The sequence below is a fragment of the Janibacter limosus genome, assembly GCF_004295485.1.
Taxonomy (GTDB): Bacteria; Actinomycetota; Actinomycetes; order Actinomycetales; family Dermatophilaceae; genus Janibacter; species Janibacter limosus_A.
On sequence record NZ_CP036164.1, the window covers coordinates 1,563,467 to 1,589,503 of the forward strand.

General features: G+C 71.6%; 20 protein-coding genes and 5 tRNA genes. 9 read left to right on the forward strand and 16 right to left on the reverse strand.

What is annotated here, in order from left to right; genetic code table 11:
* Positions 1-49: 49 nt before the first annotated feature.
* Entirely contained in the window at positions 50-1,087 is a 1,038-nt protein-coding gene (locus EXU32_RS07530; protein WP_130629346.1) for an FUSC family protein, read from the forward strand.
* On the opposite strand, the gene EXU32_RS07535 is transcribed toward EXU32_RS07530, so the two are convergent.
* From EXU32_RS07535 to EXU32_RS07570, 8 genes are all read right to left on the reverse strand, one after another.
* The gene (locus EXU32_RS07535) at positions 1,059-2,552 is read right to left on the reverse strand and encodes an FAD-dependent oxidoreductase (RefSeq protein WP_130629347.1); all 1,494 of its coding nucleotides are present in this window, start codon (positions 2,550-2,552) and stop codon (positions 1,059-1,061) included. The two genes, EXU32_RS07530 and EXU32_RS07535, sit on opposite strands and share 29 nt — an antisense overlap.
* A 14-nt stretch (positions 2,553-2,566) precedes the next feature.
* Entirely contained in the window at positions 2,567-4,618 is a 2,052-nt protein-coding gene (locus EXU32_RS07540) for a CocE/NonD family hydrolase (protein ID WP_242612923.1), read from the reverse strand.
* On the reverse strand, positions 4,615-5,919 hold the full coding sequence (locus EXU32_RS07545; RefSeq protein ID WP_130629348.1) for an ATP-grasp domain-containing protein: 1,305 nt from the start codon (positions 5,917-5,919) through the stop codon (positions 4,615-4,617). Before EXU32_RS07545 ends, EXU32_RS07540 begins: the two co-directional genes overlap by 4 nt.
* 117 nt (positions 5,920-6,036) lie before the next feature.
* Positions 6,037-6,111, reverse strand: a tRNA-Val gene (locus EXU32_RS07550).
* 27 nt (positions 6,112-6,138) lie between these two features.
* A tRNA-Cys gene (locus EXU32_RS07555) sits at positions 6,139-6,209 on the reverse strand.
* A gap of 23 nt (positions 6,210-6,232) precedes the next feature.
* Positions 6,233-6,305 (reverse strand) — tRNA-Gly (locus tag EXU32_RS07560).
* 148 nt (positions 6,306-6,453) lie between these two features.
* Positions 6,454-6,528: transfer RNA gene (locus EXU32_RS07565), tRNA-Val, on the reverse strand.
* 42 nt (positions 6,529-6,570) lie between these two features.
* Positions 6,571-6,643 (reverse strand) — tRNA-Gly (locus EXU32_RS07570).
* A 122-nt stretch (positions 6,644-6,765) separates the two neighbouring features.
* Between EXU32_RS07570 and EXU32_RS07575 the strand changes: the two genes are divergently transcribed.
* Positions 6,766-8,448, forward strand: a complete 1,683-nt coding sequence (locus EXU32_RS07575; protein WP_130629349.1) for an acyl-CoA dehydrogenase family protein — start codon at positions 6,766-6,768, stop codon at positions 8,446-8,448.
* Positions 8,449-8,544: 96 nt separating this feature from the next.
* Here EXU32_RS07575 and EXU32_RS07580 read toward each other — a convergent pair whose 3' ends face one another.
* Positions 8,545-9,417: a polyphosphate kinase 2 family protein gene (locus EXU32_RS07580; protein ID WP_130629350.1), complete on the reverse strand. Its 873-nt coding sequence runs from the start codon at positions 9,415-9,417 to the stop codon at positions 8,545-8,547.
* Positions 9,418-9,463: 46 nt separating this feature from the next.
* On the opposite strand from EXU32_RS07580, the gene EXU32_RS07585 reads away from it, so the two are divergent.
* The gene (locus EXU32_RS07585; protein ID WP_130629351.1) at positions 9,464-10,138 is read left to right on the forward strand and encodes a dihydrofolate reductase family protein; all 675 of its coding nucleotides are present in this window, start codon (positions 9,464-9,466) and stop codon (positions 10,136-10,138) included.
* Here EXU32_RS07585 and EXU32_RS07590 read toward each other — a convergent pair.
* On the reverse strand, positions 10,135-11,301 hold the full coding sequence (locus EXU32_RS07590) for an alpha/beta hydrolase family protein (protein WP_130629352.1): 1,167 nt from the start codon (positions 11,299-11,301) through the stop codon (positions 10,135-10,137). The two genes, EXU32_RS07585 and EXU32_RS07590, sit on opposite strands and share 4 nt — an antisense overlap.
* An 82-nt stretch (positions 11,302-11,383) precedes the next feature.
* Here EXU32_RS07590 and EXU32_RS07595 point away from each other — a divergent pair, with 82 nt between their 5' ends.
* A complete protein-coding gene (locus tag EXU32_RS07595; protein ID WP_242612965.1) occupies positions 11,384-12,406 on the forward strand; it encodes an ATP-dependent DNA ligase in 1,023 nt (340 codons plus the stop codon).
* Here the strand turns inward: EXU32_RS07595 and EXU32_RS07600 are convergent.
* Positions 12,403-13,485, reverse strand: coding sequence for a DNA polymerase domain-containing protein (locus EXU32_RS07600; protein ID WP_130629353.1), 1,083 nt, complete (start codon positions 13,483-13,485; stop codon positions 12,403-12,405). The two genes, EXU32_RS07595 and EXU32_RS07600, sit on opposite strands and share 4 nt — an antisense overlap.
* A 55-nt stretch (positions 13,486-13,540) precedes the next feature.
* A complete protein-coding gene (locus tag EXU32_RS07605) occupies positions 13,541-15,460 on the reverse strand; it encodes a penicillin-binding transpeptidase domain-containing protein (RefSeq protein ID WP_165399608.1) in 1,920 nt (639 codons plus the stop codon).
* Positions 15,461-15,660: 200 nt separating this feature from the next.
* Between EXU32_RS07605 and EXU32_RS07610 the strand changes: the two genes are divergently transcribed.
* Together EXU32_RS07610 and msrB are read left to right on the forward strand one after the other, a co-directional pair.
* Positions 15,661-18,099 (forward strand): lamin tail domain-containing protein, encoded by a 2,439-nt coding sequence (locus tag EXU32_RS07610; RefSeq protein ID WP_130629355.1) that lies wholly within the window; start codon positions 15,661-15,663, stop codon positions 18,097-18,099.
* 129 nt (positions 18,100-18,228) lie between these two features.
* A complete protein-coding gene (gene msrB / locus EXU32_RS07615) occupies positions 18,229-18,657 on the forward strand; it encodes a peptide-methionine (R)-S-oxide reductase MsrB (protein WP_130629356.1) in 429 nt (142 codons plus the stop codon).
* A gap of 101 nt (positions 18,658-18,758) precedes the next feature.
* Here msrB and EXU32_RS07620 read toward each other — a convergent pair whose 3' ends face one another.
* From EXU32_RS07620 to hemG, 3 genes are all read right to left on the reverse strand, one after another.
* Positions 18,759-19,670: a hypothetical protein gene (locus EXU32_RS07620; RefSeq protein WP_130629357.1), complete on the reverse strand. Its 912-nt coding sequence runs from the start codon at positions 19,668-19,670 to the stop codon at positions 18,759-18,761.
* 194 nt (positions 19,671-19,864) lie between these two features.
* The gene (gene hemQ, locus EXU32_RS07625) at positions 19,865-20,584 is read right to left on the reverse strand and encodes a hydrogen peroxide-dependent heme synthase (protein ID WP_130629358.1); all 720 of its coding nucleotides are present in this window, start codon (positions 20,582-20,584) and stop codon (positions 19,865-19,867) included.
* Positions 20,581-21,996, reverse strand: coding sequence for a protoporphyrinogen oxidase (gene hemG / locus EXU32_RS07630; protein ID WP_130629359.1), 1,416 nt, complete (start codon positions 21,994-21,996; stop codon positions 20,581-20,583). Before hemG ends, hemQ begins: the two co-directional genes overlap by 4 nt.
* Positions 21,997-22,100: 104 nt before the next feature.
* Here hemG and EXU32_RS07635 point away from each other — a divergent pair, with 104 nt between their 5' ends.
* Positions 22,101-23,054, forward strand: a complete 954-nt coding sequence (locus tag EXU32_RS07635) for a DUF4349 domain-containing protein (RefSeq protein WP_165399609.1) — start codon at positions 22,101-22,103, stop codon at positions 23,052-23,054.
* Between the two features lie 3 nt (positions 23,055-23,057).
* Here the strand turns inward: EXU32_RS07635 and hemE are convergent, their stop codons facing one another.
* A complete protein-coding gene (hemE, locus tag EXU32_RS07640; RefSeq protein WP_130629361.1) occupies positions 23,058-24,101 on the reverse strand; it encodes a uroporphyrinogen decarboxylase in 1,044 nt (347 codons plus the stop codon).
* Positions 24,102-24,204: 103 nt separating this feature from the next.
* Here hemE and EXU32_RS07645 point away from each other — a divergent pair, with 103 nt between their 5' ends.
* Entirely contained in the window at positions 24,205-24,786 is a 582-nt protein-coding gene (locus EXU32_RS07645) for a DUF3000 domain-containing protein (RefSeq protein WP_130629362.1), read from the forward strand.
* Positions 24,783-26,009 (forward strand): HRDC domain-containing protein, encoded by a 1,227-nt coding sequence (locus EXU32_RS07650; protein ID WP_130629363.1) that lies wholly within the window; start codon positions 24,783-24,785, stop codon positions 26,007-26,009. The genes EXU32_RS07645 and EXU32_RS07650 overlap by 4 nt, the downstream gene beginning before the upstream one ends.
* Positions 26,010-26,037 lie beyond the last annotated feature (28 nt).

The window sequence follows — 26,037 nt, forward strand, 5'->3', positions numbered from 1 at the left end:
GTCGCGTCCGCCCCACTGGAGAGATCGGGCGTGGGCGCGTGCCAGCGCCGTGATCCCGCCGCTGGGCTCGCACGGGACCCGGGGCGAGCTCATGCAGATCGTCAAGGCGGTCGTGGCCGGCGTCCTCGCCTGGCTCGTCGCTGGCGACCTGCTGGGGCTCGAGTCGGCCTTCCTCGCGCCGTGGACGGCGCTGCTCACGGTCCACGCGACGGTGTACCGCTCGTTGACCCGCGGCTCCCAGGTCGTGGGCGCCACGGTGCTCGGGGTCCTCGTCTCCTACCTCGTCGTCGAGCTGGCGGGTTACAGCGCCCTCGCCCTCGGCGTCGCCATGCTCGTGGGCATGCTCGCCGGCCTGCTCCGGCCGATCCGCAACGAGGGCAGCACCGTGGCGACCACGGCGCTCTTCGTCATCACCGCCGGGCAGGCGGAGCAGGCGCCCATGCTGGTCGACCGGCTCTCCGCGACGGGTATCGGCGTGGCAGCGGGACTGGTGGTCAACGCCCTGCTCCTCGCGCCCCTGAACGACCTCAGCGCCCGCCGGCAGATCGACTCGGTGTGCCGGCGCCTCGGCACACTCATCACGAAGATGGCCGACGAGCTGCCCGCCCGCGAGGACGTGGACGCGCAGGGCTGGATCCAGCAGTCACGCGAGACGGATGCCGCTCTCGGCCGGGCCTGGGAGCTCGTGCGCCACACCCGCGAGGCCAGGTTTGCCAATCCCCGCAGGATGCCTGAGGACCTGGGCCCCTCCGACTACGAGGCCCTGCTCCTGCGTCTCGAGGAGGGGATCGCGCAGACTCGTGCCATCGCCCGCACGATCCACCAGGCCGACGGGGAGCACACCGGGTGGAGCGAGCAGTTCAGCCGGCGGTGGTTGCACGCCCTCGCGGCGCTCGGCGACCAGCTCGACCACCCACGAGAGCAGGCACCGAGCCAACGTCCGGAGCTCGAGTCGCTCGTGTCCGACCTGTCATCAACGGACCTGTCCCGGGACCACTGGCTCGCGTACGGGTCCCTCATCGACTCCACGCTCCACATCAGCGATGTGGTTGACGACATCACGGGCCCACGTCGCGTGTCCGTCTGACGGGCCGTGGCGGCAGGTCACGCGCCGCGGGGCCCTCGAGCACCTCGCCGGTGGCCGTGAATCGAGATCCGTGCAGGGGGCAGTCCCAGGTGCTCTCGGCGTCGTTCCACTCCACGACGCCGCCCAGGTGGGTGCACAGCGCGGAGACCGCGCAGCTGCGTCCGTCGACGGTGGACCGGGCCACGGGGACGGCCCCGGCACGACCGACCTCTCCGGCACCCTCCGCTGGGCTGCCGGGACGAAGGGGGTGCAGCACCACCTCAGCCGCCCCGGTGACGATGCCCATCGCGACGCGGGCGTTGATGCCCACCAGGGCGGCCACGGCCTGCGGACGGCTGATGCGACGGTGGATCGGTCGCGACCAGGGCATCTGTCCGCCGAGGATGCTGGCACTGATGTCGAGGGCCGCTGCGACGCCGTTGGTCATGCCCCACTTGTCGAAGCCGGTGGCGACGTGCACGTGCCCCAGCCCCCGTGGCATGGCGCCGACGAAGGGGAAGCCGTCGTGCGAGCGGTAGTCCTGGGCGGACCACGCGTGCGTCTCCACGGCGTCGGGGAAGTGCGTGGCGGTCCACTCCCTCAGCCGGTCGACGTGCCCACGCTCGGACCGGGTGCGCCCGACGGGGTGGCTCTCTCCGCCCACGAGCAGTCGTGGCCCGGGCGCGTCACGCACCGACCGGGTCGGGCCACCGGCCGAGATCAGCATCAGCTCCGGCGGGGTCGGGTGGTCGAAGGCGAGGGCATAGGAGCGCGAGGCGCTCAGCTTGGCGAAGTACCCGCCCCGGTCGAGCACCGGTGTGCCCGTGGCGAGGACGACCTGGTCGCAGCGGGTCGCGCCGCGGGTGTGCCGCACGACCGGTCGCAGGGACTGGCCCATGCCGGTGACCCGGGCCCCGGTCACCACCCGGCCCCCGTGGGCGCGCAGGTCCTCGACGAGCGCGTCCAGGAGGTCCATCGGGTCCAGCTGTGCCTGGTCGTCGAGCACCACCCCACCGACGTGCTCGAAGGGCACGGGAAGGTCCTCGGTCCAGCGCACGGGCAGCCCGAGCCGCGACGCCGCCTCGAGCTCGGCCCGGGCCAGGTCGAGGCCGCGACCGGGATCCGCTGCGTAGGTCACGGCCGGCCGCACCTGGTGGGGCACGTCGTGCTCCTCGCAGTAGCGCAGCAGCCAGTCCCGCCCTTCGCGGTTGCCCGCGACGTACCCGGCGACCACCTCCTCAGACTGCCGGCGCAGCAGCTGCGAGTACCGCGTGCCCTGCAGCAGCGAGACCTTGGCCGTGCTGTGCCCGGTCGTCACCGCACCGACGTCGCGCGCCTCGAGCACCACGACCTCGCGGCCGGCGCGAGCGAGGAGGAGCGCCGTGACGAGGCCGGTGATGCCCGCGCCGACGACGACGTCGTCGCACCGCTCCACCGGGTCGTCCGAGGTCATGGGCGCGCGCGGTGCGCGCCAGAGCGAGGTCATGGTGTCTCCTTCGGTCAGACGAGGTCCCGGGGGATGGTCCGGTCCCAGCTCTCGGCATGCACGCGTCGGTGTCCTCGTACGTCGTCCAGCTCGTAGGCGTCGAGGTCGGCGCGGATGATGAAGTCGTCCTCGGTGCAGGTGAGCACCGTGCTGGTGACGACCTCGGTGCGCCAGTCGTCCCGCTCGATCCGCCGCACGGTGCGCGTCTCCCCACGCACGGACGTCACGTCGTCCCAGCGGAAGGAGTACCACTCCGTGGTCGAGCGTCGGATGACGATGCCGGTCTCCTCGATGCGGAAGGCGCCCTGGTCGTTGACGATCTCCAGCGTGGAGACATCGGTGGCCAGGTCACGGGTGACCCGCCAGTCGTGCTCGCTCGGCTCGAGCGTCGTCGTCTCGAGATCGGGGGCCATGTCGGGCTCCGCGAAGGGAGCGATCCTCTCGTCGTCCTGCGGCCGCGGCGGACGGACGGGCACCCGCAGCACGCTGTCCGCCGGGTGGATCGTCAGCTCGGCCGCCTTCGGCGCCGGCCACACGAGCGGCCAGTAGGACGTCGACACGGACAGCCGCAGACGGTGTCCGACGGGGAAGGAGTGCGCCACGCCGTTGAGCGGTACCTGCACGTCGTACCGCTGGCCTGGCACCAGCGGCTCGGGCTCGGTGCTCGAGTCGCGGTGCGTCAGGTTCAGGACGCCGTAGGTGATCCGGGTCGCCTCCCCCGACGGCCCGACGTCGGAGAGACGCACCGCGATCTGGGCCACCGGCTGGTCGGCCGACACGGCGACGTCGAGGCGGGGCAGACCGAAGATCTCGGTGGGCTCCGTCAGGGGTTCGCTCTCCCACACGAGGGCTCCGCCGTCCTCCTCCCGCTGGTCGTAGGGCAGATCGGGTACTGCGGCGTACGAGGCCCACTTGCCGGCGAACATCCCGACGCTGAGCGGTGAGCGGAGCGACAACGGGTCGCTGCTCCCTTCGCCCTGCTCCCCCTCGGCGAGGCTGGCCCGGGTGAGGCGGAAGGCCCGCTCACCGATGTGGGGCGATGGCCACGCGTCCTCGCCCACCCACCGTCCCGGCCGCTCCTCGTAGCAGGCGCGCGGAGGGACGCTGTCCTGCATCCACGCCCGCAGCACCGGCTCATCGTCCAGACCGGTGTCACGCCCCTTGAGCCAGTGGTCCCACCACCGCACGAGCTCCTGGAGGAAGCCGATGGCCGGTCCGGGGACCCCGAGGTGCGGGTACTTGTGGCCCCACGGCCCGATGAGCCCGTGGCAGGGCACCTCGAGGTGCTCGAGGAGGCGGAAGATGGCGTTGGTGTAGCCGTCCGCCCAACCCCCGACCGCCATGACGGGGCACTGGATCGCGGTGTAGTCCTCGCTCACGGAGGCCGGGCGCCAGTAGTCGTCGCGGCGCTGGTGGCTCAACCAGGTGTCGAGCCACAGGCCGCTGCCCTGCAACCGCTCCACCCACATGTCGCGCCACCTGTCACCGACGACCTGCGGGTCGGGCGGGAGGCTGTTGAAGGCGAGCATGACCGTCGCCTCGGACAGGTTGTCCCCGAGCAGGCAGCCGCCCATGTAGTGCATGTTGTCGACGTAGAGGTCCTCGGTCGCGGACGCGCTGACGATCGCCTTGAGCGCGGGAGGCTGGCGCGCGGCGACCTGCAGGCTGTTGAATCCGCCCCACGAGATGCCCATCATCCCGACGTTGCCGTCGCACCAGTCCTGCTCCGCCAGCCAGGCGATGACGTCCTCCGCGTCCTGCAGCTCCTGCTCGCGGTACTCGTCGACGAGGACCCCGTCGGAGTCGCCGCTGCCGCGCAGGTCCACGCGGACGCAGACATAGCCGCGGGCGGCGATCCACGGGTGGTTGACCGCGTCCCGGCCGCGGGTGAGGTCGCGCTTGCGGTAGGGGATGTACTCCATGATCGCCGGGAGGGGTCCGACGTCCCCGACGGGGCGCCACACCCTGGCGGCGACGCGCTGCCCGTCACGAAGGGGGATGAAGACGTTGTCCACCACCTCGACCTCGTGGACCGATTCGTCCGTGCTCGACACCATCTGGCTCATGCGCTCCTCTCGTCGTCGACCGGCTCGAGGTCGAAGGGCAGCCGCCGCTCGATGTCCTCGATGCGCTTCGCGAGGGCGTCCACGTCGGGGGCCCCGACGTAGACGTCTGCGAGGAGGTACCGGTAGGAGTCCTGGTGGAGCAGCCGCGAGAGCCGGTCCCCCGGCTCCACCTTGAGTGCGATGCGGGTCCCCGGCCACCGCTGCTCCACCCCCTCGATGTCACCGGCGTCGGGCACCGAGCGCACCACGGCGTCGTCGTCGTGGGTGATCCGGTACCAGGCGGCGACGTCGAGGTCACCGCGGTCCTCGGGCATGGAGGGACGGCGACCGAGGGCGACGTCGACGGCGACCTGGTGGTTGGAGCGGCCGTCGACGAGAGCGAAGAGCACGCTGTGGGACTGGGAGATGCGCGTGTTGACCTCGATGAGGCGCAGCACCTCGCGCTGCTCGTCCCACATGTACTCGGCGTTGAAGCACCCGTCGTCGAAGCCGATGTGGTGCAGCAGGGTCTCGGTCGTGGCGATCGCCTGCTCCTGCACGTGCTGCGGCACCGTCCGGGCCGGGTAGTCCAGGCGCTCAATGCTCAGGCCGGACTCGTCCTTGTGCATGTCGACCGTGCCGTGGACGGAGAACTCGCCGCCCGACACGCTGCCCTCCGGGGCGAACTGGATGCCCTCGATGATGGCTTCTGCCAGGCAGGTGGACCCCCCACCCACGGCGGCCACCTCGTCGGGGACGTCGACCCGCGCGAGGGCCTGGTCGAAGGCGTCACCGACATCGGTGATCTCTGCGCGGAACTGCCGCACGGCCTCCTCGAGGTCCTCCGGGCCGTCGATGCGGAAGCCCAGGTTGGAGGAGTGCGCCTTGATCGGCTTGACCCAGTAGGGGAAGTCCAAGTCGATCTGGGCGGCGACGTCGTCGGCGAAGGGGTCGAAGGCCGCGAAGCCCGGCACGACGCCGGGCACGGCGCGTCGCTGCTCGAGCCGGCTCCAGTACTTGTGCTCGCACATCAGCAGGCTGCGCAGCGAGGGGGCCGGCAGTCCCCGCTCGGCCGCGAGCAGCGGGCCGAGGAGGGATGTGGGGAAGTCCCACTGGCTGACGATCGCGTCGATGCTGCCGTCGAAGCCGTCGAGCTCACGGCGGGCCCGCTCGAGCAGGGCGTCGAAGTCGTACCTGGTGTCCTCGACGAGCGACTCGTGGTCGAGCAGGTCGTGGAACTCGTAGTCGTCTGCGTGACGGATGGTCCGCAGCTCCTCGCGATGGAGGGGCGTGAGACCCAGGACGAAGATGTTCTTGTGCATGCCCCCCGCCCTACCCCGGGCGCCGTCGCTGACACATCCACGGTCAAACACGGGCTGCTGCTCCCCGGCAACGACGACGGCCCCCGGGCCGCTGATGCGGGCCGGGGGCCGTCGAGATGGTGGGCGATACTGGGATCGAACCAGTGACCTCTTCCGTGTCAGGGAAGCGCGCTACCGCTGCGCCAATCGCCCGGGTCATGCACACGATCTGCATGGTCGAGGTGGAGACGGGATTTGAACCCGTGTAGACGGCTTTGCAGGCCGTTGCCTCGCCTCTCGGCCACTCCACCACCAAAGGTGGTCTCACCTTGCGAGCGGATGACCGGGTTCGAACCGGCGACCTCAACCTTGGCAAGGTTGCGCTCTACCAACTGAGCTACATCCGCGTGACCCCACGTCGCTGGGAGCAACCGGGGCACGCTGAGAAACATTAACCCATCGACAGGCGACTCTCCCAACCGGGCACGCCCGGCGTGGCGCCGGGTACGACAAAGGCCCCGGGCCGCTGTCGCGAGCTCGGAGCCATGGTCGTGCTGGTGGGCGATACTGGGATCGAACCAGTGACCTCTTCCGTGTCAGGGAAGCGCGCTACCGCTGCGCCAATCGCCCGGGGTGTACCCGGCACCCCCTGCGAGAGGAAGGTTCCGTCCGAGCGGATGACCGGGTTCGAACCGGCGACCTCAACCTTGGCAAGGTTGCGCTCTACCAACTGAGCTACATCCGCGCTGAAGGCCCACATCACTGCGTGCCTGCGCTGGGTGAGATTAGCCCAGAGCGTGCACAGATTCCAAACCGGGCGCGACGACCGCCTCCCGGGCGCCCGGGCCCGGCCCGTATCGTGCGGTCATGTCCACCCACGAGGTCACCAACCAGGTCCCGCCCTACGGCGGTCACGACGTCTTCGGCAGCGATCCGGTCCTGTGCGAAGGGGTGGCCCGCTGGGTCCCCGAGCAGCGCCGGGAGCAGGCCGTCACCGAGCTGACCTCCCTCGGCGAGCTGGCCGGCTCGGAGCGTGCCGAGCGGTGGGCCGACCTCGCCCAGCGCAACACCCCGCGTCTGGTCACCCACGACAGGTGGGGCCACCGGGTCGACGAGGTCGAGTTCGACCCGGCGTGGCACGAGCTGATGGGTGTCGCCGCGGGCGCTGGCCTGACCGCGGCGCCGTGGACGCAGCCGCAGTCCAGTGGCGCGCACGTGCGGCGAGCCGCCGGCTTCGTCACGTGGAGCCAGGTCGAGCCGGGCCACATCTGTCCCATCACCATGACCAACGCGGCGGTCCCCGCCCTTCGCCACTCCCCCGAGCTCGCTGCCCGGTGGGAGGGCAGGCTCGCCTCCCGGGAGTACGACTTCGGCCTGCGCGAGGTGCAGACCAAGGCGGGCGCGATCGCCGGGATGGGCATGACCGAGAAGCAGGGCGGCTCGGACGTGCGCGCCAACTCGACGCTCGCGGTGCGCACCCCCGGCGGCCCGCTCACCGGTGACACCTACCGGCTGACCGGCCACAAGTGGTTCTGCTCCGCCCCGATGAGTGACGTCTTCCTCGTCCTGGCCAAGACGAGCGAGGACGCGCCACCGAGCTGCTTCCTCGTCCCCCGGGTCCTCGAGGACGGGAGCCGCAACCCCTTCGCCCTGCAGCGGCTGAAGGACAAGCTCGGCGACCGCTCCAACGCCTCCTCCGAGATCGAGCTCGACGGCACCTGGGGTGCGCTGGTCGGCGAGGAGGGAAGGGGGGTCCGCACGATCATCGAGATGGTCTCGGCGACCCGGCTGGACTGCGTCCTCGGCTCCGCGGCGACGATGCGCGCCGCGCTCACGCGGGCGGTGCACCACACGAGCCACCGCCGTGCCTTCGGCGCGACGCTCGTCGACCAGCCGCTGATGCGCAATGTCCTGACCGACCTGGCGCTGGAATCCGAGGCGGCCACGCTGCTCGGGCTGCGCATGGCGCACGCCCTCGACGAGGGTGACACCGAGCTGACCCGCCTGGGGGTGGCGGTCGGCAAGTACTGGGTGTGCAAGCGCACCTCACCCTTCGCCGCGGAGGCGATGGAGTGCCTGGGCGGCAACGGCTACGTCGAGGAGCACGGCCTGGCCCGGCTCTACCGCCAGGCGCCGCTCAACTCGATCTGGGAGGGCTCGGGCAATGTCAACGCGCTCGACGTGCTCCGGGCGATCTCCCGCGAGCCCGCGTCGCTCATGGCGCTGCTCAAGGAGGCCTCGACGGCCCGTGGCCACCTGCCGGTGCTCGACGCCGCCCTCGACGAGCTGGAGCGCGACTGCGCGGGTCTCGCGGCGCTCGACGGCGCAGAGGTGGCGACGGGTGCACGCAGGCTCGTCGAGCGGCTGGCCCTCACCCTCCAGGCGAGCCTGATGGTGCTGCACTCCCCCGGCGAGATGGCCGAGGCCTTCGTCGCGTCGCGGCTGGGCGGGGCGAGCGGCGCGAGCTTCGGCACCCTCGACGCCGGGCTGGTGACCCTCGCCGGCGCCACCGCCATCGACCGCGCCAGCGTCGGGTCCACAGCCCCCTGACCCCGCAGCTCCTGACCCCGCAGCCCCCTGACCCCGCATTTCCTTAAGGTCGTACCCCTCTGGGTGCGTACGACCTTAAGGAAATGCGCACTCCCATCAGCTCTTCTCGAGCCGCGCCTGCTGCTCCGCGACGTCGAAGTCCGCCTCGGGCCACTGCGGGTCGAGCTGCTGGAGGTGCTCGTGCAGCAGGTTCATCACCGCGAGGCGGGCGAACCACTTGCGGTCGGCGGGCACGACGTACCAGGGCGCGGCGTCGGTCGAGCACTTGTCGATGATGGCCTGGTAGGCCTGCTGGTAGTCGTCCCAGCGCTCGCGCTCGTCGATGTCGCCGGGGTTGAACTTCCAGTACTTGTCGGGACGGTCCAGGCGCTCGGCCAGGCGCGCCTTCTGCTCGTCCTTGCTGATGTGGAGCATCACCTTGATGATCGTCGTGTCCTGGTCGACGACGCCCTGCTCGAAGGTGTTGATCTGCCCGTAACGGCGCGACCACTGGGCCTTGGGCACCAGGTCGTGGACCCGCACGATCAGCACGTCCTCGTAGTGGCTGCGGTCGAAGACACCAATCATCCCCGGTGTCGGCAGGGCATTGCGGATGCGCCAGAGGAAGGGGTGCTTCTGCTCCTCCGTGCTCGGCGCCTTGAAGCTCGTGATCTGCACGCCCTGCGGGTCGACGGCGCCGACGGCGTGGCGCATGATCCCGCCCTTGCCCGAGGTGTCCATGCCCTGCACGACGAGCAGGATGCTGCGGGTACCCCCCGCGCGGGACTCGGCGAAGAGTCGCTCCTGCAGCTCGGAGACGGGCTCGGTGAGCGCGTCCAGCGCCACCTTGCCCGCGTCCTTGTCACCGTCGAAGCCCGGGGTGCTCCGCGGATCGATCGAGGCGAGGTCCGTGCCCGGGTCGGCACGCAATGCCTCGCTGAAGGGGGTGGGAGAGGACGACTTCTTGCCTGACTTCTTGTCCTTGGCCATCCCGGCATCATGTCAGCCGGACCCGGTGTGGGGCAGACTTCGACGCATGCGGGTTCTCATCGCCGACGACGCTCCCTTCGACGTCCAGCCCGGCGCCACCGTCGGTGACGCCGAGATCGACGCCCTCTACGCGAGCACCGGTCCGCTGCTGCGCCTCAACTTCGTCGCGACGCTCGACGGCGCGGCCAACGGCCCTGACGGCGTGTCCGGGTCGATCAACTCCGGGGCCGACCACCAGGGCTTCGCGGCCATGCGGCGCGCGGCCGATGTCCTGCTCGTGGGGGCCGGCACCGTGCGCGCGGAGGAGTACGGCCCGGCGAAGACTCCCCTCGTCGTCGTCTCGAGCAAGCCCACACTGCCGCAGTCCGCGCAGGGCGCGAATGTCGTGCTCGCGACCACCGAGTCCTCGGGCGCGGTCGAGAGCGACCGGGTGTGGATCTGCGGCGAGGACCGTGTCGACGTGGCGCGCGTGATCGAGCGGGCGAGAGAGGCCTTCGGCCCCCACGTGCTGTGCGAAGGGGGCCCCACCCTCGCTGCCGAGCTGGTCGCCGCCGGGCTGGTCGACGAGCTGGGCCTGTCGTGGACGCCCCACCTGGTCGGCGGCGCCCGAAGCACCCATCCACGCATCCTGGACGGCACGGACGTCGACGTGGACCTCACCTGCCGGCACCTGCTCGAGGAGGACGGCACCCTGCTCGGGCTCTGGCGAGTGACCCGCTAGCGCACGAACTCGGTCACGACGGACTCCCAGCGCCGGGGGTCGACATTCCACTCCTTGCAGTGCCGGGCCAGCGACCACGGCTCGAAGGTGATCAGGTCCGGCCGGGCGGAGGCGAGCGCCTCGCTGGGTCCGACGGGCACGAACTCGTCGTCGCGTGAGTGGATGAGCAGCATCCTGTGGGACAGCTCGTCGGCGCGCTTGACCCAGTTGGTCCGGGCGACGTCGACGCTCTCGGAGACGCCCACGAGGCGCTTGGCCCAGTGCTGGCCCATGAGGGCGCTGGCCAGGATCCCGATCGGCGCCGGCACCCGGTGCAGCGCCGCATGGTGGCGCAGGACGTCCCCCCAGTCGACGACGGGCCCGTCGAGCACCGCGCGGGAGACGACGGACGACAGCGGGGAGCGGTCGAGGAACTGCAGGACGATCGCGCCGCCCATCGACCAGCCGACGAGCACGATCTCGTGGGCGCCTCGGGCGAGCGCGAGCTTGATCGCGTCCTCGATGTCGCGCCACTCGGACAGCCCGAGGTTGTAGCGGCCATCGGGCCCCTCCGGCGCATCACCGTCGTTGCGGTAGCTCGGGACCAGGCAGGTCAGACCAGCGGCATGCATGGCCGGGATCGCCCGCAGGGCCTCGTGCCGACGCGCGCCCCGCCCGTGGACGAGCACCGCCCAGCGGGAGCCGTCACCGTGCTCGCTCGGCACCACCCAGGCCGGCATCGGACCCAGCTCGGTGGGTACGGCGATGTCCTCGTGCTCGAGCCCCAGGTCGGACCGGGGGTCGCCGCCGTAGTAGTAGCCGTTGAACCGGGCCGAACCGGTCTGCAGGACACCGCTGTCGACACCCAGCAGCTCACGGCGCACGGTCTGGCGGCGGTGGTCGACCTCGAGCATCGCGCCGATCCGGGCATGACCCCGACCGCCGTCGAGCCACAGACCGTAGCGTCCGGGGACCAGCAGGTCGGGCGGACCCGAGAGGGTCAGGCTGTCGGAGTGGATGACGTGGATCTGGGTGTCGTCGGGGCGGACGAGGTCGGGCGTGAGCACCTTGCGGGCGAAGTAGGTCGCCCCACCCATCCACACCGAGCCCGCGCCGGCGAGCGCCGAGCCCACGGCCACCGAGCCGTAGGTCAGCGCCTTCTGGGCCCCCGTCGTCTTTGCCACCTGCACATGGTCTCAAAACTCTTGCCGTACGGGCAGAATGTGACGAGTGACACCGCTGCCCGCTGACCTCGTGCTCGACCCCATGCTCGCCAAGGCCGTCAAGGCGGTGCCCGCGGCCGACGCCGTGGAGGGCGGCTACTCCTACGAGCCCAAGTGGGACGGCTTCCGCTGCATCGTGCGCAAGGACGGCGACGACGTCGAGCTGATCAGCCGCGGCAAGAAGCCGCTCACCCGGTACTTCCCCGAGCTCGTCGAGGCGATCCGCGACCACCTGCCCGGCAGCGCCGTCGTCGACGGCGAGATCGTCGTGCGCAGCGGCGAGCCGGGCGCCCAGCGCCTGGACTGGGAGGCCCTCGGGCAGCGCATCCACCCCGCGGAGTCGCGGATCACCAAGCTCTCGGTCGAAACGCCGGCCGAGCTGATCGCCTTCGACCTGCTGGCCGTCGGCGACGAGGACGTGACGGGCTCCCCCTTCGCCCGACGTCGGGAGCGGCTCGAGGCGCTCTTCGCCACGATCTCGAAGGGGGCGCCGCTGCACCTGACGAGGGTGACCCGGGACGCCGACGAGGCGACCGACTGGTTCACCCGCTTCGAGGGGGCCGGGCTCGACGGGGTGGTCGCCAAGGCGCTCGCGTCGCCCTACTCCCCCGGCAAGCGCACGATGCTCAAGATCAAGCACAAGCGCACGGCGGAGGCCGTCGTCACCGGCTATCGGGTGCACAAGTCCGGCCAGGGCGTCGGGTCGCTGCTCCTCGGGCTCTTCCACGAGGGGCAGCTGTTCAACGTCGGCGGGATCGCGGCCTTCACCGCCGCGCGCCGGCTGGAGCTGGTCGAGGAGCTCGAGCCGCTCGTGCGGCGTGACGCCGACGGCCAGGTCGAGCATGCCGAGACCGACCGCTCACGTTTTTCGTCCGCCAAGGACGTCAGCTTCGTCCCGCTGCGACCCGAGCGGGTCGTCGAGGTGGCCTTCGACCAGCTCGAGGGCTGGCGCTTCCGGCACACCGTGCAGTTCCTGCGGTGGCGCCCCGACCGCGACCCCGAGTCGTGCACGCTCGACCAGATCGACCGGGCCGCGGCGTACGACTTGGGTGCGGTGCTCGACTAGCCCTCGACCCGGTTGCCCTCCGCGTCCCAGTGCTCGGCCACCTTCTTGCTCGGCTGCACGCGTGGGGGCTCACCGGGCATCTTGGGGTAGTCGGGCGGGAAGTTCAGCTCGCCACCGGGCAGGGTCTGCCACAGCTCGAGGAGCGGGTCGAGCGACGCTGCGCTGGAGTCGATCTCGGCCCACGGATCGCCCTCGGCCAGGTGGTCGAGCACGGTCGTCAGGTTGTACTCCGCGGGGTCGGTGACGGCCGCGATCTGCTCCCACGTCATGGGGGTGCTCACCGGTGCACCGGGGCGGGCCCGCAGGCTCCAGGCGCCGGCGATCGTGCGGTCGCGGTTGTTCTGGTTGAAGTCGACGAAGATCCGCTCCCCCCGCTCCTCCTTCCACCAGGCAGTCGTCACGCCGCCGTCGCGCCGCTCCAGCTCACGGCCGAAGCCGATCGCCGCGTGCCGCAGCTCCTCGAAGGACCAGCGCGGCTCGATGCGCACGTAGATGTGGATGCCCCGGTTGCCGCTCGTCTTGGCGAACCCGCGCATCCCGAGCTCCTCGAGCAGCTCGCGGGCCACGTCCGCCACCCGCTGCACGTCGGCGAAGGTCGTCCCGGGCTGCGGGTCGAGGTCGATGCGCAGCTCGTCGGGGTGGTCGACGTCAGGGCGACGTACCGGCCACGGGTGGAAGGTCAGCGTCCCCATGTGCGCCGCCCAGACGAGCGCCGCCGGCTCGCTCGGGCACAGCTCCTGCGCGGTGCGGCCGCTGGGGAAGGTGATCTCGACGGTCTCGATGTAGTCGGGCGCTCCCCGCGGCAGCCGCTTCTGGTAGAAGCCGTCCGCGTCCTTGTCCCGCGGGCCGACCGCCAGGCGCATCCCCTCGCGCCAGCCGTCGGGCCAGCGCTCCATGGCCGTCGGCCGGTCACCGATGGTGCGCATCATCGTCTCGCCGACGTCGGCGACGTACTGGCACACCTCGAGCTTGCTGATCGCCGGGGTCCGTGCCGTCGCCTCGTAGATCACCCGGTCGGGGCTGGAGACGCGCACCTCCCGCTCGCCGACGGTCACCATCGCAGCGGGGGTCTTGGCCATGCCGTCAGCGTATGGGCTCTGCCGGACGAAGGGGGGCAGCCGCGCCCCCTTCGTCCTAGCGGCGCACGAGCCCCAGGTACCGGTCGGCGATCGGCCCGGCGACCTTGGCACCTCCGGACCCGTCCTCCACGAAGACGGCGACGGCGAGGTCGTCCTGGGCGACGAACATCCAGGCGTGCGTGCGCGGGGGCGTGGCGGAGCCGTACTCGGCGGTGCCGGTCTTGGCGATGACGGGGCCGCCCGGGTTGTCGCCCAGGAAGGTGGCCGAGCCGTCGGTGACGACAGCCCGCATCATCTCGCGCAGCTGGCCGGCCTCACCGGCGGTGATCGGCGTGCCGCCCTTCGCCGGTGCCTGGGTGGCGTCCGGCAGCAGGACCGGCGTGACCCGCTCGCCCGCGACGATGCTCGCCATGACGGTTGCCATCGACAGGGGCGTCGCGACGACCTTGCCCTGACCGATGCTCGTGGCTGCCAGGTCGGTGCCCGTCGGTCGTGCCGGCACCTGGCCCATCGCCGCGGGCACGCCGAGCGTGGGCGTCTGGGTCATGCCGAGCGCCGCTGCGGCAGAGCTGATCCCGTCAGCAGGGAGCCGATCGCGGGCGCCGATGAAGGCGGTGTTGCACGAGGTGGCGATCGCATCCTTCAGGGTCATGGCGCCGGTGCGGCCGGACGGGAAGTCGTCGTAGTTCTTGAACTCGCGCCCGTCGACGGTGATCGTGGGCGGGCACTGCAGCGTGGTCTGGGGCGTGGCTCCCGCGCGCAGCTGGGCGAGCGCCGTGACGGGCTTGAAGGTCGACCCGGGGGCGTACTGACCCAGCGTGGCGGTCGACTGGCCGGATCCTCCCTTCGCGCTGGCGAGTGCGAGCACGTGACCGTCGGAGGGGCGGATGGCGACGACCGCCCCGGCCTTGGGCACGTCGGCGAGGACGTCCTCGGCGGCGGTCTGGTGGTTGCTGCTCAAGGTGGTGCGCAGCGGTTTGCCGTCGACCGCGTCGAGACGGTGCAGGTCCCGTGCGGTGCCGTCCTCGGCCACGGCCTCGACGACGAAGCCGGAGATCCCCCGCAGCTGCTTGTCATGCTTCGCCTGCAGGCCACTCAGACCGACGACGTCACCCTCGCGCACCTGCGGGTCGGCGGCGATGATCTCGGCCGTCGCCGGGCCCACCCGCCCCAGGACGGCCGCGGCGAAGCCGGAGGACGGTGGCAGGTCCATGCTCCCGTCGACGAGGCGGGCGCCCGCGATGCCGGGGACGGCCCGGCGTACCTGCTCCAGCTCCTTCGCGTCGGCCCGCAGGACGATCGCCTCGACGAAGGCCTTGTCCCCCGCCGACTCCACCGCAGTGACGAAGGGAGCGACCGTCACGTCCACGGCCTCGGCCAGCCGACGGGCGGACCTGCCCGCCTGGGCTGCGGGCACCTGCCCACGGTCGATGCCGACGCGCACGACCGGCCGCCTGGTCACGATCGTCTCGCCGTCGTCACCCAGCACCTCGCCGCGCTCCGGGGTGGTCCGGGTGGCGCGCAGGACCTCGCCCTCGGCGAGCTCGGGGACGAGCACCGTGGGAGCCCAGTCGCCGGTCCACGACTCACCGCTCCTGCGGACCGGGACGGTGGACGAGTAGCGCCAGGGCTCCTTGCCCTCGTGGACGGTCCACGCCAGGTCGAGCTGCACCGTGCCCGTGTCGCCGCCCTCTGGGACCTCGACCGCACCGACCGTCACGGACGGTCGCAGGCGACCCATGCCGGCCAGGACGGTGTCGAGGTCCTCCTGCGCGGCCGGCCGGTCCGCGACCTGCAGCCCCGCGGGCACCGTCCCCTCGGCCAGGTCAGCGGCGATCTGCGCCCCCAGTGCCCGGGCCGCGTCGGTGTCGTCGTCGCGCTGGGTCCACCACCAGCCACCCATGGCGAGGAGGAGGGCGAGCACCACGGCGGCCCCGGTCAGGGAGCGGGCGCGGCGGCGGGGCAGGTCGGTCACGGACGCATTCTCCCTCGTCGGTGACCTCCTCGCAGCCCGCGGAGTCCTCATGGCGCACCCGGCGCGCCGTGCTCGCGACGGGCCGGCACCACGGCGCCGTGAGATGGACGCCCGGCGTTCACCTGCTCGCACTGCGGGACACCTCCGTCGGTCCTATGGTGCGGGAGGCCACACCCCTCGCCACCCACAGGAGCCACCACATGCCAGCTCGTCGTCGCCGCGTCCTCGCGGCGCTCACTGCCGCACCGCTGACCCTCGCCGGCCTCGCCGTCGCCGCCCCGAGCGCCACCGCCGCCTCTGCGGACGTCGTCGTCTCCGAGGCCTACGGGGGTGGCGGCAACTCCAAGGCCACCCTGCGCAGCGACTTCGTCGAGCTGGCCAACCGCGCCACGACCGAGGTCGACCTCACCGGCTGGACCCTGCGCTACTACTCCAAGACCGGCACCACGCCGCAGACGACCGCCCTCCGCGGCAGCATCAAGGCCGGCGGCCGCTACCTCGTCCAGCAGGCCGATGGCGCCAACGACGCTGCCGAGGCACTGCCCACCCCTGACGCGACCGGCAGGGTGCCGATGTCCGGGTCGGGTGCCCGCGTCGACGTCGTCAACCCCGACGGCGCGGTCGTCGACCGGCTCGGCTGGGGTGGCGCCGCGCCTGCCGAGGGCGTCGCAGCGGACGGCACGGACAACACCACCTCGGTGGCCCGCCGCGACATCTGCACCGACACCGACAACAACTCAGCCGACTTCGCCGTCGGTGCGCCCACCCCGCAGAACTCCACCACCGAGACCGTGGTCTGCGAGCCGGGCACCGGCGAGCCTCCGGTCGTGCCGAGCCGGACGATCCCGCAGATCCAGGGAACGGCGCACCTCTCCCCCTTCGACGGGACGCAGGTCGCCGAGGTCGAGGGTGTCGTGACCGCGGTCTCGCGCAACGGGTTCTGGTTCCAGAGCACCACTGCCGACGACGACGCCGCCACGTCCGAGGGGCTGTACGTCTACACCCGTACGGCGCCGACCGCCGCGGTCGGTGACACGGTGAGCGTCGACGGGTACGTCGAGGAGTTCCGCCCGGGCGGCTCCGCTGGCTGGGACAACCTGACGACGACCGAGCTCACCTCCCCCGTCGTCCGGGTGACCGGTACCGCCGAGGTGCCCGCGCCGGTCGTGCTCGGTGAGGACCGCACCGCTCCGCAGCAGACGATCGACGCCGACGACCCCAAGAGCGTCGAGTACGCCGACGCGGCCTTCCTCCCCGAGCGCGACGCCATCGACTTCTACGAGTCCCTCGAGGGCATGCAGGTCGGCGTCCGTGACGCGCAGGTCGTCGGCCCGACCGGCTATGAGATCCCGGTCGTGCCCGGCAGCGGCGTCGACGCCACCCGCTCCTCCGCAGGTGGAGTCGTCTACTCGGGCTACGACCGCCCCAACGCGATGCGGGTGCTCGTCGACGACGTCCTGCTGCCCAGCGGCTCGCTGCCCGACGCGGACATCAAGGACACGCTGCCGGGCCTCGTCGCCGGTCCGCTCGACTACTCCTTCAGCAACTTCAAGCTGCTCGCCACGCAGGTACCCACGGTGCAGGACGGTGGCCTCGAGCGCGAGGTCATCCAGCCGCAGCGCGACCGCGAGCTGTCCGTCGCGGCCTTCAACGTCGAGAACCTCGCCCCGAGCAACCCGCAGAGCAAGTTCGACCGCCTCGCCGGCCAGATCGTCACCAACCTGCGCAGCCCCGACATCATCGCGGTCGAGGAGGTCCAGGACGCGAGTGGCCCGACCGACGACGGCACCGTCGACTCGACGGCAACGACCGACAGGCTGATCGCCGCGATCGAGGCACAGGGCGGCCCGACGTACGAGGCCAACTGGGTCAACCCGCAGGACAAGGCCGACGGCGGTCAGCCGGGTGGCAACATCCGCAACGTCCTGCTGCACCGCACCGACCGTGACATCACCTTCACCGAGCGCAGCTCGGGCGCGGCCGACCAGGCGACGAGCGTGACCACGGACCGCAAGGGTGCCCTGCTCACCGAGTCCCCCGGCCGCATCGCTCCCTCCTCACCGGCCTTCGACAACTCCCGCAAGCCGCTCATCGGCGAGTACCGGTACCGCGGCGAGCGCGTCTTCGTCGCGGCCGTGCACTTCAGCTCCAAGGGAGGCGACGACCCGCTCTTCGGCCGCTGGCAGCAGCCGGTCCGCTCGAGCGAGGACGCGCGCCACGCACAGGCTCGTGAGGTGCGCTCCATCGCCGACGACCTGCTCGCGGCCGACCCGGAGGCGAAGTTCGTCGTCGCCGGCGACGTCAACGACTTCGAGTTCAGCCAGACGGCTGACATCCTCGCGGACGTCGTCGAGGGTTCGGGCAGCACGGCGATGACCGACCTGCCGCGCACGCTGCCGCAGTCGGACCGTTGGACCTACGTCTACGAGGGCAACAGCCAGGTCCTCGACCACATCTTCGTCTCGCCGTCTCTCGCGACGCTCGACGGGACGGTGGGCGGTCCGTGGCGCGGCGCCCAGGGCAAGGGGCAGGGCCAGCGCCCGGCCTTCTCCTACGACATCGTCCGCACCAACTCCCCCTTCGCCGACCAGGACAGCGACCACGACCCGCAGGTCGTCCGCCTGGACCTCAAGAAGTGACCGGAGGCGAAGGGGGCTCCTCCCCCCTTCGTCGCTGGTGCGCCTGATGCACCACCGCCGCGGCCCCCGGATGAAAGTCCGGGGGCTGCGGCGTTGCATGATGGACAGACCAAGTGCGAGGAGCAGATCATGATGGACCCCACCGGCCGCGACTATGCCGTCACCAAGAGCGACGAGGAGTGGCGCGCCGAGCTCACGCCCGACGAGTACTCCGTGCTCCGGGCTGCGGGCACCGAGCGTCCCTTCGTCGGTGAGTACACCGACACCGCCACCGAAGGCGTCTACGCCTGCCGCGCCTGCGGCACCGAGCTCTTCACCTCGGGCACGAAGTTCGAGAGCCACTGCGGCTGGCCGAGCTTCTACAGCCCGCTCGCCGAGGACCGCGTCGAGTACATCAAGGACGACTCGCTGCCGGGCCGCCCGCGCGTCGAGGTGCGCTGCGCCAACTGTGGGAGCCACATGGGCCACGTCTTCGAGGGCGAGGGCTACGAGACCCCCACCGACCAGCGCTACTGCATCAACTCGATCTCGATGACGCTGCGGCCCGCCGAGGGCTGAGCTCCGCCTCACCCGCCCCAGGATTCTCGGGTCACCCGATAAACCTCGCCTTCGCATGAGTTGCAAACTCTTGCCGAGGCGAGGTTTCTCTTGTCGAGCGGTCAGGCAGCTTGGGCCAGGGCGTCTCGAACCGCTTCGACGATCCGCTCCGGGTGGAAGAGGTCCGCCCAGGTCACCCGGATCACGACGTACCCGGAGGACCGGATGCGGTCCTCGCGCTTCTTCTCCCGGAAGAGCGCGTCAGGGCCACCGTCGGTGTACTTCACCTTGCCGTCGAACTCGATGAGCACATGGGTGCCCTCGATGCCCAGGTCCACCCTCGCAAAAACGACACCGTCCCTGTCCGCGATGGGCACCTGAGACTCCACGTGGTAGCCAGCGGCGAGCAGGATCGCACGGGTGACGCTCTCACCGAGGGACTCGGCCCTCGGGTCGCACCACGCGAGGGCGCACCGCGCACGGTGACTGGCGGGCCAGCCTTCGACCCGGTCGAAGGCCGACTCCAAGGCATCGCGTTCCACGGCACGGCTGTGCAGTGCTGCATCGATCGAGGCCACTCCCGGGAGCACGCCGTGGTCCATCGTCAGCTGGACGAGAGAGGTTGCCAGGTCCGTCGCGGGCCCCCACTGGGTCGTGACGATCGCGTGGCGAAGGGGGCGGAAGCGCAGCCCCTTCGCCTTGGCCTCCCGCGCGATCGGACGGGCCAGGTCGGCTGGCGCCGATGGCACCTCGAACAACGGGATGCCGTGAGCCGCGACGGCTGTACCACCCATCAGCGCCGCATCCGGATACAACCTCAGACCGGCTCGGGCGAGGAGTCGTCGATGCTGCTCCGTGGTCCAGGGTCCCGGTGCCGTGTAGGCGCCTCGGCACAGTCGTGCGATGCTCCCGCGTCGCACGCCGGCGATCAGGGCCTCGTCACGCACGCCCACACGCAGCGCCTCCTGCCGGACGAAGATCCTGTCCGGCATCGCGAGCAAGCTGGTGAAGATGTTGCGATCAACGGTGATCATGCCGCCATGCTCGGTCGCCTGCGCAGAGGCCGACTGGACGTCGACGCAGGTGGGGACCGACCCCCTTCGCCGCTGGTGGATGTGGACGGAGGCCGCTCAACAGGAGAAACCTCGCCTGAGCAAGAGTTTCAAACTCCTGCTCAGGCGAGGATTCTCGGGTGACCCGAGAATCCTGGGGCCAGAGGGTCAGGCCCTCAGCGCAGCCCAGCCACCAGAGCCTCGACACTCACCCGCGGGCCGGTGAAGAAGGGGACCTCTTCGCGCACGTGCAGCCGGGCCTTGGAGGCGCGCAGCTCACGCATGAGGTCGACGATGCGGTGCAGCTCGTCGGCCTCGAAGGCGAGGATCCACTCGTAGTCACCCAGCGCGAAGGCCGGGATGGTGTTGGCGCGCACGTCCGGGAAGTCGCGGGCCATGCCGCCGTGCTCGGCGAGCATGGAGCGACGGTCCTTCTCGTCCAGGACGTACCAGTCGTAGGACCGCACGAAGGGGTAGACGCACACGTAGTCGCGCGGCTCATCACCAGCGAGGAAGGCCGGGACGTGGCTGCGGTTGAACTCCGCCTGACGGTGCACGGCAGCGTTGGACCACACCGGGTCGAGGTGCCCGCCGAGCTCTGTGCGCAGCAGCCGCTTGTAGGCGTCCTGGAGCATCTCGATCTCGTCCGCGTGCCACCAGATGAGGACATCCGCGTCAGCGCGCAGGCCGGCGACGTCGTAGACGCCGCGGATGCGCACGCCGGCCTCGGTGAGCTCGGCGAAGAGCGCCTCGACCTCGTCGGTGATCGCCTCACGGTCGTCGTCGCCGATCGGGTTGACGAGCGCGAAGGCGGAGAACATCGCGTAGTGCACGCTGCTGTTGATCGCCTCGAGCTGCTCGCGGGTGGGCTTGGCGGGGCTGGGCCTCGTGGTCATCTGGGCTCCTGTCGGGTGGTGGACGAAGGGGGAAGCGTGTCGAGGATCGTCGTGGCAGTCGCGGCGGCATCGGTCAGGACCGCGCCGATGCCCACTCCGTCGTAGGCGGCACCGGTCACCTCGAGACCGGGGACGCCGGCCACCGCGGAGCGCACCGCGGCGACCCGTCCAGTGTGCCCGAGGTCGTACTGCGGCAGACCGCCGCCCCAGCGCTGGACGTGGGCATCGACGGGCCGCGGCAGGTCGACGCCGAGAGCACGGCCGATCTCGGCGAGCGCGTCTGCGATGAGCTCGGTGTCGTCGCGCTGGAGGGTGACGACCTCGCCGGCGCGGCCGGCGGAGGCCCGCAGCAGCACCACGTCGTCGGCGGCCTCACGCACCCAGGCCCACTTGGAGGCGGAGAAGGTGCTCGCCTTGATCGGGCGGCCGTCGACGGCCGGGACGAGGAAGCCGCTGCCGGGCAGGGGCGGGGCAGTGACGGTGGGCAGCGCGATGGTGATGACCGCCATCGACGCGTACTCGATGCCTGCGAGTGCGCTGGCTGCGGCCGCTGCGTGGTCCGCAAGGAGCCGTGAGGTCGCGGCCGCAGGGGTCGCGACGACGATGACATCGGCCTCGCGAGCGACCTCCGCGTTGGTCGCGCCCGAGACCACCCGCCACCCCGTCGGGGTGCGCTCCAGACGCCGGACGAGGGCGCCGGTCTCGATCCGTCCCCCGGCGTCGACCACGCTGCGGTGCAGGGCCTCGACGAGGACACCGATGCCACCAGCCAGCCCCATCACCCGTGGGCGTGGGGTCGCATGCGGTGGTGGGAGCAGCGACTCGACGGCCGTGGGCATGGACCGCCCACCAGCCATCGCCGCCCACAGCGCAGGCATCGTCGAGCGCAACGACAGGTGGTCGACGCGACCGGCGTAGACCCCACCGAGGAGGGGCTCGACCACTCGGTCGACGACCGCCCTGCCGTAGACGGTGCCCACCGCGTCGGCGATCGTCACGTCCTCGCTCTCGAGGGCGAAGGGGGCCGGCTGCGCGGCGCGAGCGACCTCCCCTTCGTCGAGGAGACCGGTGAGGTCGGTCTGCGGACCGGGCACGCCCATGAAGGTCCGGCCGGGGATGGCATGACGCCCGCCTCGGGACCAGAAGGACGCCGGGACGGGCTCGGGGTGCACGACCTGCTCGGCCAGCCCTAGCTCGGCGAAGAGCTCTCGTGCCGCGACGCTGCTCGCGACGACCGACTCGGCTCCGACGTCCACGCGCACGCCGCCGACCGTCTGCTGGCGGACCTTGCCACCCGGGCGGGCGGCGCCGTCGAGGAGGGTCAGCTCGAGGTCGGGGCGAGCCCGCAGCAGGTGGTGGGCGGTGGCCAGACCCGCCAGTCCCCCACCGATGACGACGACGCGCGGACCCATGCCCCAACTCTCCCACCACGTCGATGGAACCGATCCACCACCTCACCCCGTCACACCACCATCAGACGGCCGGGAGCACCCGACCACCGAGCAGGGGGTTCGACATGACCAGGACGACACACGGGCGATGGGCGGCGCTGGTCGCGGCCGGCGGGCTGGCGCTCACCGGGTGCGCCGTCGGCAGCGACTCGGGCGGCAGCTCCGAGGGCGGCGACGCGGTCTCCCACCAGTCGCAGGCGAGAGACAGCGACGCGCAGCCGGAGTCGGCTGCCACCTCCGGGTCCGCGGACCGGGGCCAGGGCTCGTCCGACGGCTCGGCGGGCAGCAACGCCTCGAGTGGCTACAAGGCCCCCATCGATGCGCGCATCGCGCGCACGGCCAGCCTGTCACTCACCGTCAAGGACCTCGAGCAGGCGGCGGCCAAGGTGCGCTCCACGGCCCGCACCGCCGGTGGCTACGTGTCCGACGAGGACTCCCGCGCCGCCACGGACGAAGGGGGCCGCTCCTGGGCAGAGATCACCGTCACCGTCCCCGTCGACAAGCTCGACGCGACGACGACGGACCTCGCGGAGCTCGGCGAGGTCACCAAGCGCACGACCAGCGCCGAGGACCTCACCTCGCAGTACACGGACACCACCGCCCGGGTGCGTACGAAGACCAAGTCGGTCGAGCGCCTGCGCACCCTCATCGACTCCACCGACGACCTCGACCAGATCGTCACCCTCGAGCGTGAGCTGTCCACCCGTGAGGCGGACCTGGAGTCGATGACGAGTCAGCAGAAGTCGCTGGAGCAGCGCACCGCCACCGCACCGGTCAGCGTCAGCCTCTCGACCGACGGGATCGAGGCCGATGCCACCGAGGAGGACGCGACCGGGTTCGTCGCCGGGCTCAGCGAGGGCTGGGGTGCCTTCACCGCCGCGCTGGCTGTCGGGCTGACCGCGCTCGGGGCGATCACCCCCTTCGCCCTCACGGGAGCGGTGCTGCTGGCCCCGGTCCTGTGGTGGCTGCGTCGTCGCACCGCGCGCCCCGCACCGGTGGTCGCGGCCCCCGACGAGTGAGCGTCAGCGCGCGCTGACCTCGTGGACCAGCTCGACGACGCGGGTGAGGACGACGGGGTCGGTGTCGGGCAGGACCCCGTGACCGAGGTTGAAGATGTGGCCGGGCGCCGAGCGGCCCTCCGCGAGGATGCGACGGACCTCGCGCTCGATGACCTCCCACGGGGCGAAGAGCAGCGCCGGGTCGAGGTTGCCCTGGACCGGGTGGGTGCCGCCGACGCGCTCGATGGCGTCGGCCAGGTTGACCCGGTAGTCGACACCGATGACCTCGGTCCCGGCACCGGCCATGTCGGCGAGCAGCTCTCCGGTCCCGACGCCGAAGTGGATGCGTGGGACACCGGAGTCGGCGAGCGCCGCCAGCGTCGCGCGGCTGTGCGGGAGGACGTACTCGCGGTAGTCGGCGCGGGAGAGGAAGCCGGCCCAGGAGTCGAAGAGCTGGACGGCGCTGGCGCCGGCCGCGACCTGGACCTTGAGGAAGGCCGCGGAGATCTGCGTGAGGCGCTCGCACAGGTCGTTCCACAGCTGCGGGTCGCCGTGCATGAGGGACTTGGTCAGCTCGTGGTTCTTGCTCGGCCCGCCCTCGATCAGGTACGAGGCCAGGGTGAAGGGAGCGCCGGCGAAGCCGATGAGCGGCGTCGCGCCCAGCTCCAGCACCGTGCGGCGGACCGACTCGGTGATGTCCGGGATCATCTCGGGCGTCAGCTCGGGGATCCGGTCGAGGTCGGCGCGGGACTCGAAGGGGTCGTCCAGGACCGGACCGACGCCGGGCTCGATGTCGATCTCGATCCCGGTGGCCTCGAGCGGGACGACGATGTCGGAGAAGAAGATCGCCGCGTCGACCCGGTGGCGGCGCACCGGCTGGAGGGTGATCTCGGTGACCAGGTCCGGTGTGCGGCAGGCCTGCAGCATGTCGGTCCCGCGGCGCAGCTCGCGGTACTCGGGCAGCGAGCGCCCGGCCTGGCGCATGAACCACACCGGGGTGTGCGGGACGGACTCCCCGCGGGCCGCGCGGACCAGGGGGCTGTCGGAAGGATCGGCTGAGTTCGTCACGCCCGCATCCTCCCATGCGGGCCCCCGACGACGCCCCCGGTGTCTGCCCCCTCCACGGCGTGCCTTCCCGCGTCTGCGGCCCCCCGAGACCTAGTCTCACGGAGTGGCAACCCGACAGATCTCCGACGTGCAGTCCACGGACTTCGAGCACGCCCTGCGCGCCCTGCACGCGGCCCGCCTGCGACCCGAGGTCCGACTGACCGAGGTCCCTGCTCCGACGCGCCTGGCCCCCCACGCCGTGGCGATGACCGCCGACATCGTCGACCCCTCCGACGACGAGGACATCGCGACCGGACGCTTCGTCCTGCTGCACGACCCGGACGAGCCGGAGCCGTGGGGCAGCGCGTGGCGCGTGGTCACCTTCTCCCGGGCAGAGCTCGAGGCGGAGGTCGCTGGCGACCCGATGCTCGGTGCCGTCGGCTGGTCCTGGCTGACCGATGCCCTCGAGGCCCACGACATCACCCCGGTCAACCTCGCCGGCACCGTGACCCACGTCGTCTCCGAGTCCTTCGCCGACCTCGAGGCGCGCGAGCCCGACGTCGAGATGGAGATCCGCGCCTCGTGGAGCCCCACCGACTCGTCGGTCGGCCACCACCTCGAGGCGTGGGTCGACATGCTCGGCACGGTCGGCGGTCTGCCGCCGCTGCCCTCGGGCGTCGTGGCCCTGCCGGGACGGCGCCGGTGAGCGACGACCACGAGAGCGAAGGGAGCGAGCCCGCACCTCTGCCTGTCCTCACCGAGCCGGCCGAGGGCGTCCCGCCCGTCATCACCCGTGAGTCCGAGCTCGACGACTGCGCCGCCGCGATCGCGGACGGCTACGGCCCGGTCGCACTGGACGCCGAGCGCGCGTCCGGCTACCGCTACGGGCAGGCGGCCTATCTCGTCCAGGTCCGCCGCGAGGGCTCGGGCACCTGGCTCATCGACCCGGTCTACCTGCCGGACCTGACGCCGCTGGACCGCGCCATCGGCACCGGCGAGTGGATCCTGCACGCCGCGACGCAGGACCTGACCTGCCTGGCTGACGTCGGTCTGCGGCCCCGTCAGATCTTCGACACCGAGCTCGCCGCCCGGCTCATCGGTCTCCCCCGCGTCGGACTCGCCGCGGTCATCGAGCGCTACCTCGGCATCAGCCTGGCCAAGGAGCACTCGGCCGTCGACTGGTCAACGCGTCCGCTGCCCGAGCCGTGGCTGCGCTACGCCGCCCTCGACGTCGAGGTGCTCACCGAGGTGCGCAACCTCATGGGCATCGACCTGGCCGAGCAGGGCAAGAGCGAGTGGGCCCGGCAGGAGTTCGAGGCCCTCCTCTCCTGGCGTCCTGCGGTCAAGGAGGACCCCTGGCGGCGCACCTCGGGCCTGCACAAGATCCGCCAGCCCCGGGTCCTCGCGACGGTCCGTGAGCTCTGGTACGAGCGCGACCACATCGCCCGCGACCGCGACACCTCGCCGGGGCGGGTCATCCCCGACACCGCCCTCGTCGAGATCGCCCTCGCCAACCCGGAGGCACCCGGCGACCTGCCCCGTGGGCACCGCGCCATCCAGCGCAGCCAGCGCGCCTGGCTCGAGGCCGTCGCGCGGGCTCGCGCCCTGCCCGACGACGACCTGCCGCCTGCGTCGGTCAAGTCCGACGGCCCGCCCCCGCAGCGGTCCTGGGCCAACCGCGACCCGGTCGCCGCCGAGCGCCTCACCGACACCCGGGAGCGCCTCGCGGTCTTTGCCGAGGAGCACACCATCCCGATCGAGAACGTCTGCTCGCCAGACCCCCTTCGGCGGGTGATCTGGACGCCGCCGGCCGAGCGCTCCCCCGAGGCCTTCGCCGAGTCCTTGGCGCAGCTCGGGGTGCGCCCGTGGCAGCGTGAGATCGTCGCGCCGCTGATCGCCGAGGCCTTCGCGGCGCACCCCGACGACTGAGGGACGCAGCATGCCCCTCGACACGCGG

What these genes read in the sequence shown, in the direction of transcription:
- hemG (WP_130629359.1), bottom strand. Translation starts at nt 21,996, where the DNA reads ATGGGTCCGCGCGTCGTCGTCATCGGTGGGGGACTGGCGGGTCTGGCC.
- EXU32_RS07580 (WP_130629350.1), bottom strand. Translation starts at nt 9,417, where the DNA reads ATGGCCAAGGACAAGAAGTCAGGCAAGAAGTCGTCCTCTCCCACCCCC.
- EXU32_RS07540 (WP_242612923.1), bottom strand. Translation starts at nt 4,618, where the DNA reads ATGAGCCAGATGGTGTCGAGCACGGACGAATCGGTCCACGAGGTCGAG.
- EXU32_RS07600 (WP_130629353.1), bottom strand. Translation starts at nt 13,485, where the DNA reads ATGGCCAAGACCCCCGCTGCGATGGTGACCGTCGGCGAGCGGGAGGTG.
- EXU32_RS07595 (WP_242612965.1), top strand. Translation starts at nt 11,384, where the DNA reads ATGCTCGCCAAGGCCGTCAAGGCGGTGCCCGCGGCCGACGCCGTGGAG.
- EXU32_RS07575 (WP_130629349.1), top strand. Translation starts at nt 6,766, where the DNA reads ATGTCCACCCACGAGGTCACCAACCAGGTCCCGCCCTACGGCGGTCAC.
- EXU32_RS07620 (WP_130629357.1), bottom strand. Translation starts at nt 19,670, where the DNA reads ATGATCACCGTTGATCGCAACATCTTCACCAGCTTGCTCGCGATGCCG.
- EXU32_RS07585 (WP_130629351.1), top strand. Translation starts at nt 9,464, where the DNA reads ATGCGGGTTCTCATCGCCGACGACGCTCCCTTCGACGTCCAGCCCGGC.
- hemQ (WP_130629358.1), bottom strand. Translation starts at nt 20,584, where the DNA reads ATGACCACGAGGCCCAGCCCCGCCAAGCCCACCCGCGAGCAGCTCGAG.
- EXU32_RS07545 (WP_130629348.1), bottom strand. Translation starts at nt 5,919, where the DNA reads ATGCACAAGAACATCTTCGTCCTGGGTCTCACGCCCCTCCATCGCGAG.
- EXU32_RS07535 (WP_130629347.1), bottom strand. Translation starts at nt 2,552, where the DNA reads ATGACCTCGCTCTGGCGCGCACCGCGCGCGCCCATGACCTCGGACGAC.
- EXU32_RS07635 (WP_165399609.1), top strand. Translation starts at nt 22,101, where the DNA reads ATGACCAGGACGACACACGGGCGATGGGCGGCGCTGGTCGCGGCCGGC.
- EXU32_RS07610 (WP_130629355.1), top strand. Translation starts at nt 15,661, where the DNA reads ATGCCAGCTCGTCGTCGCCGCGTCCTCGCGGCGCTCACTGCCGCACCG.
- msrB (WP_130629356.1), top strand. Translation starts at nt 18,229, where the DNA reads ATGATGGACCCCACCGGCCGCGACTATGCCGTCACCAAGAGCGACGAG.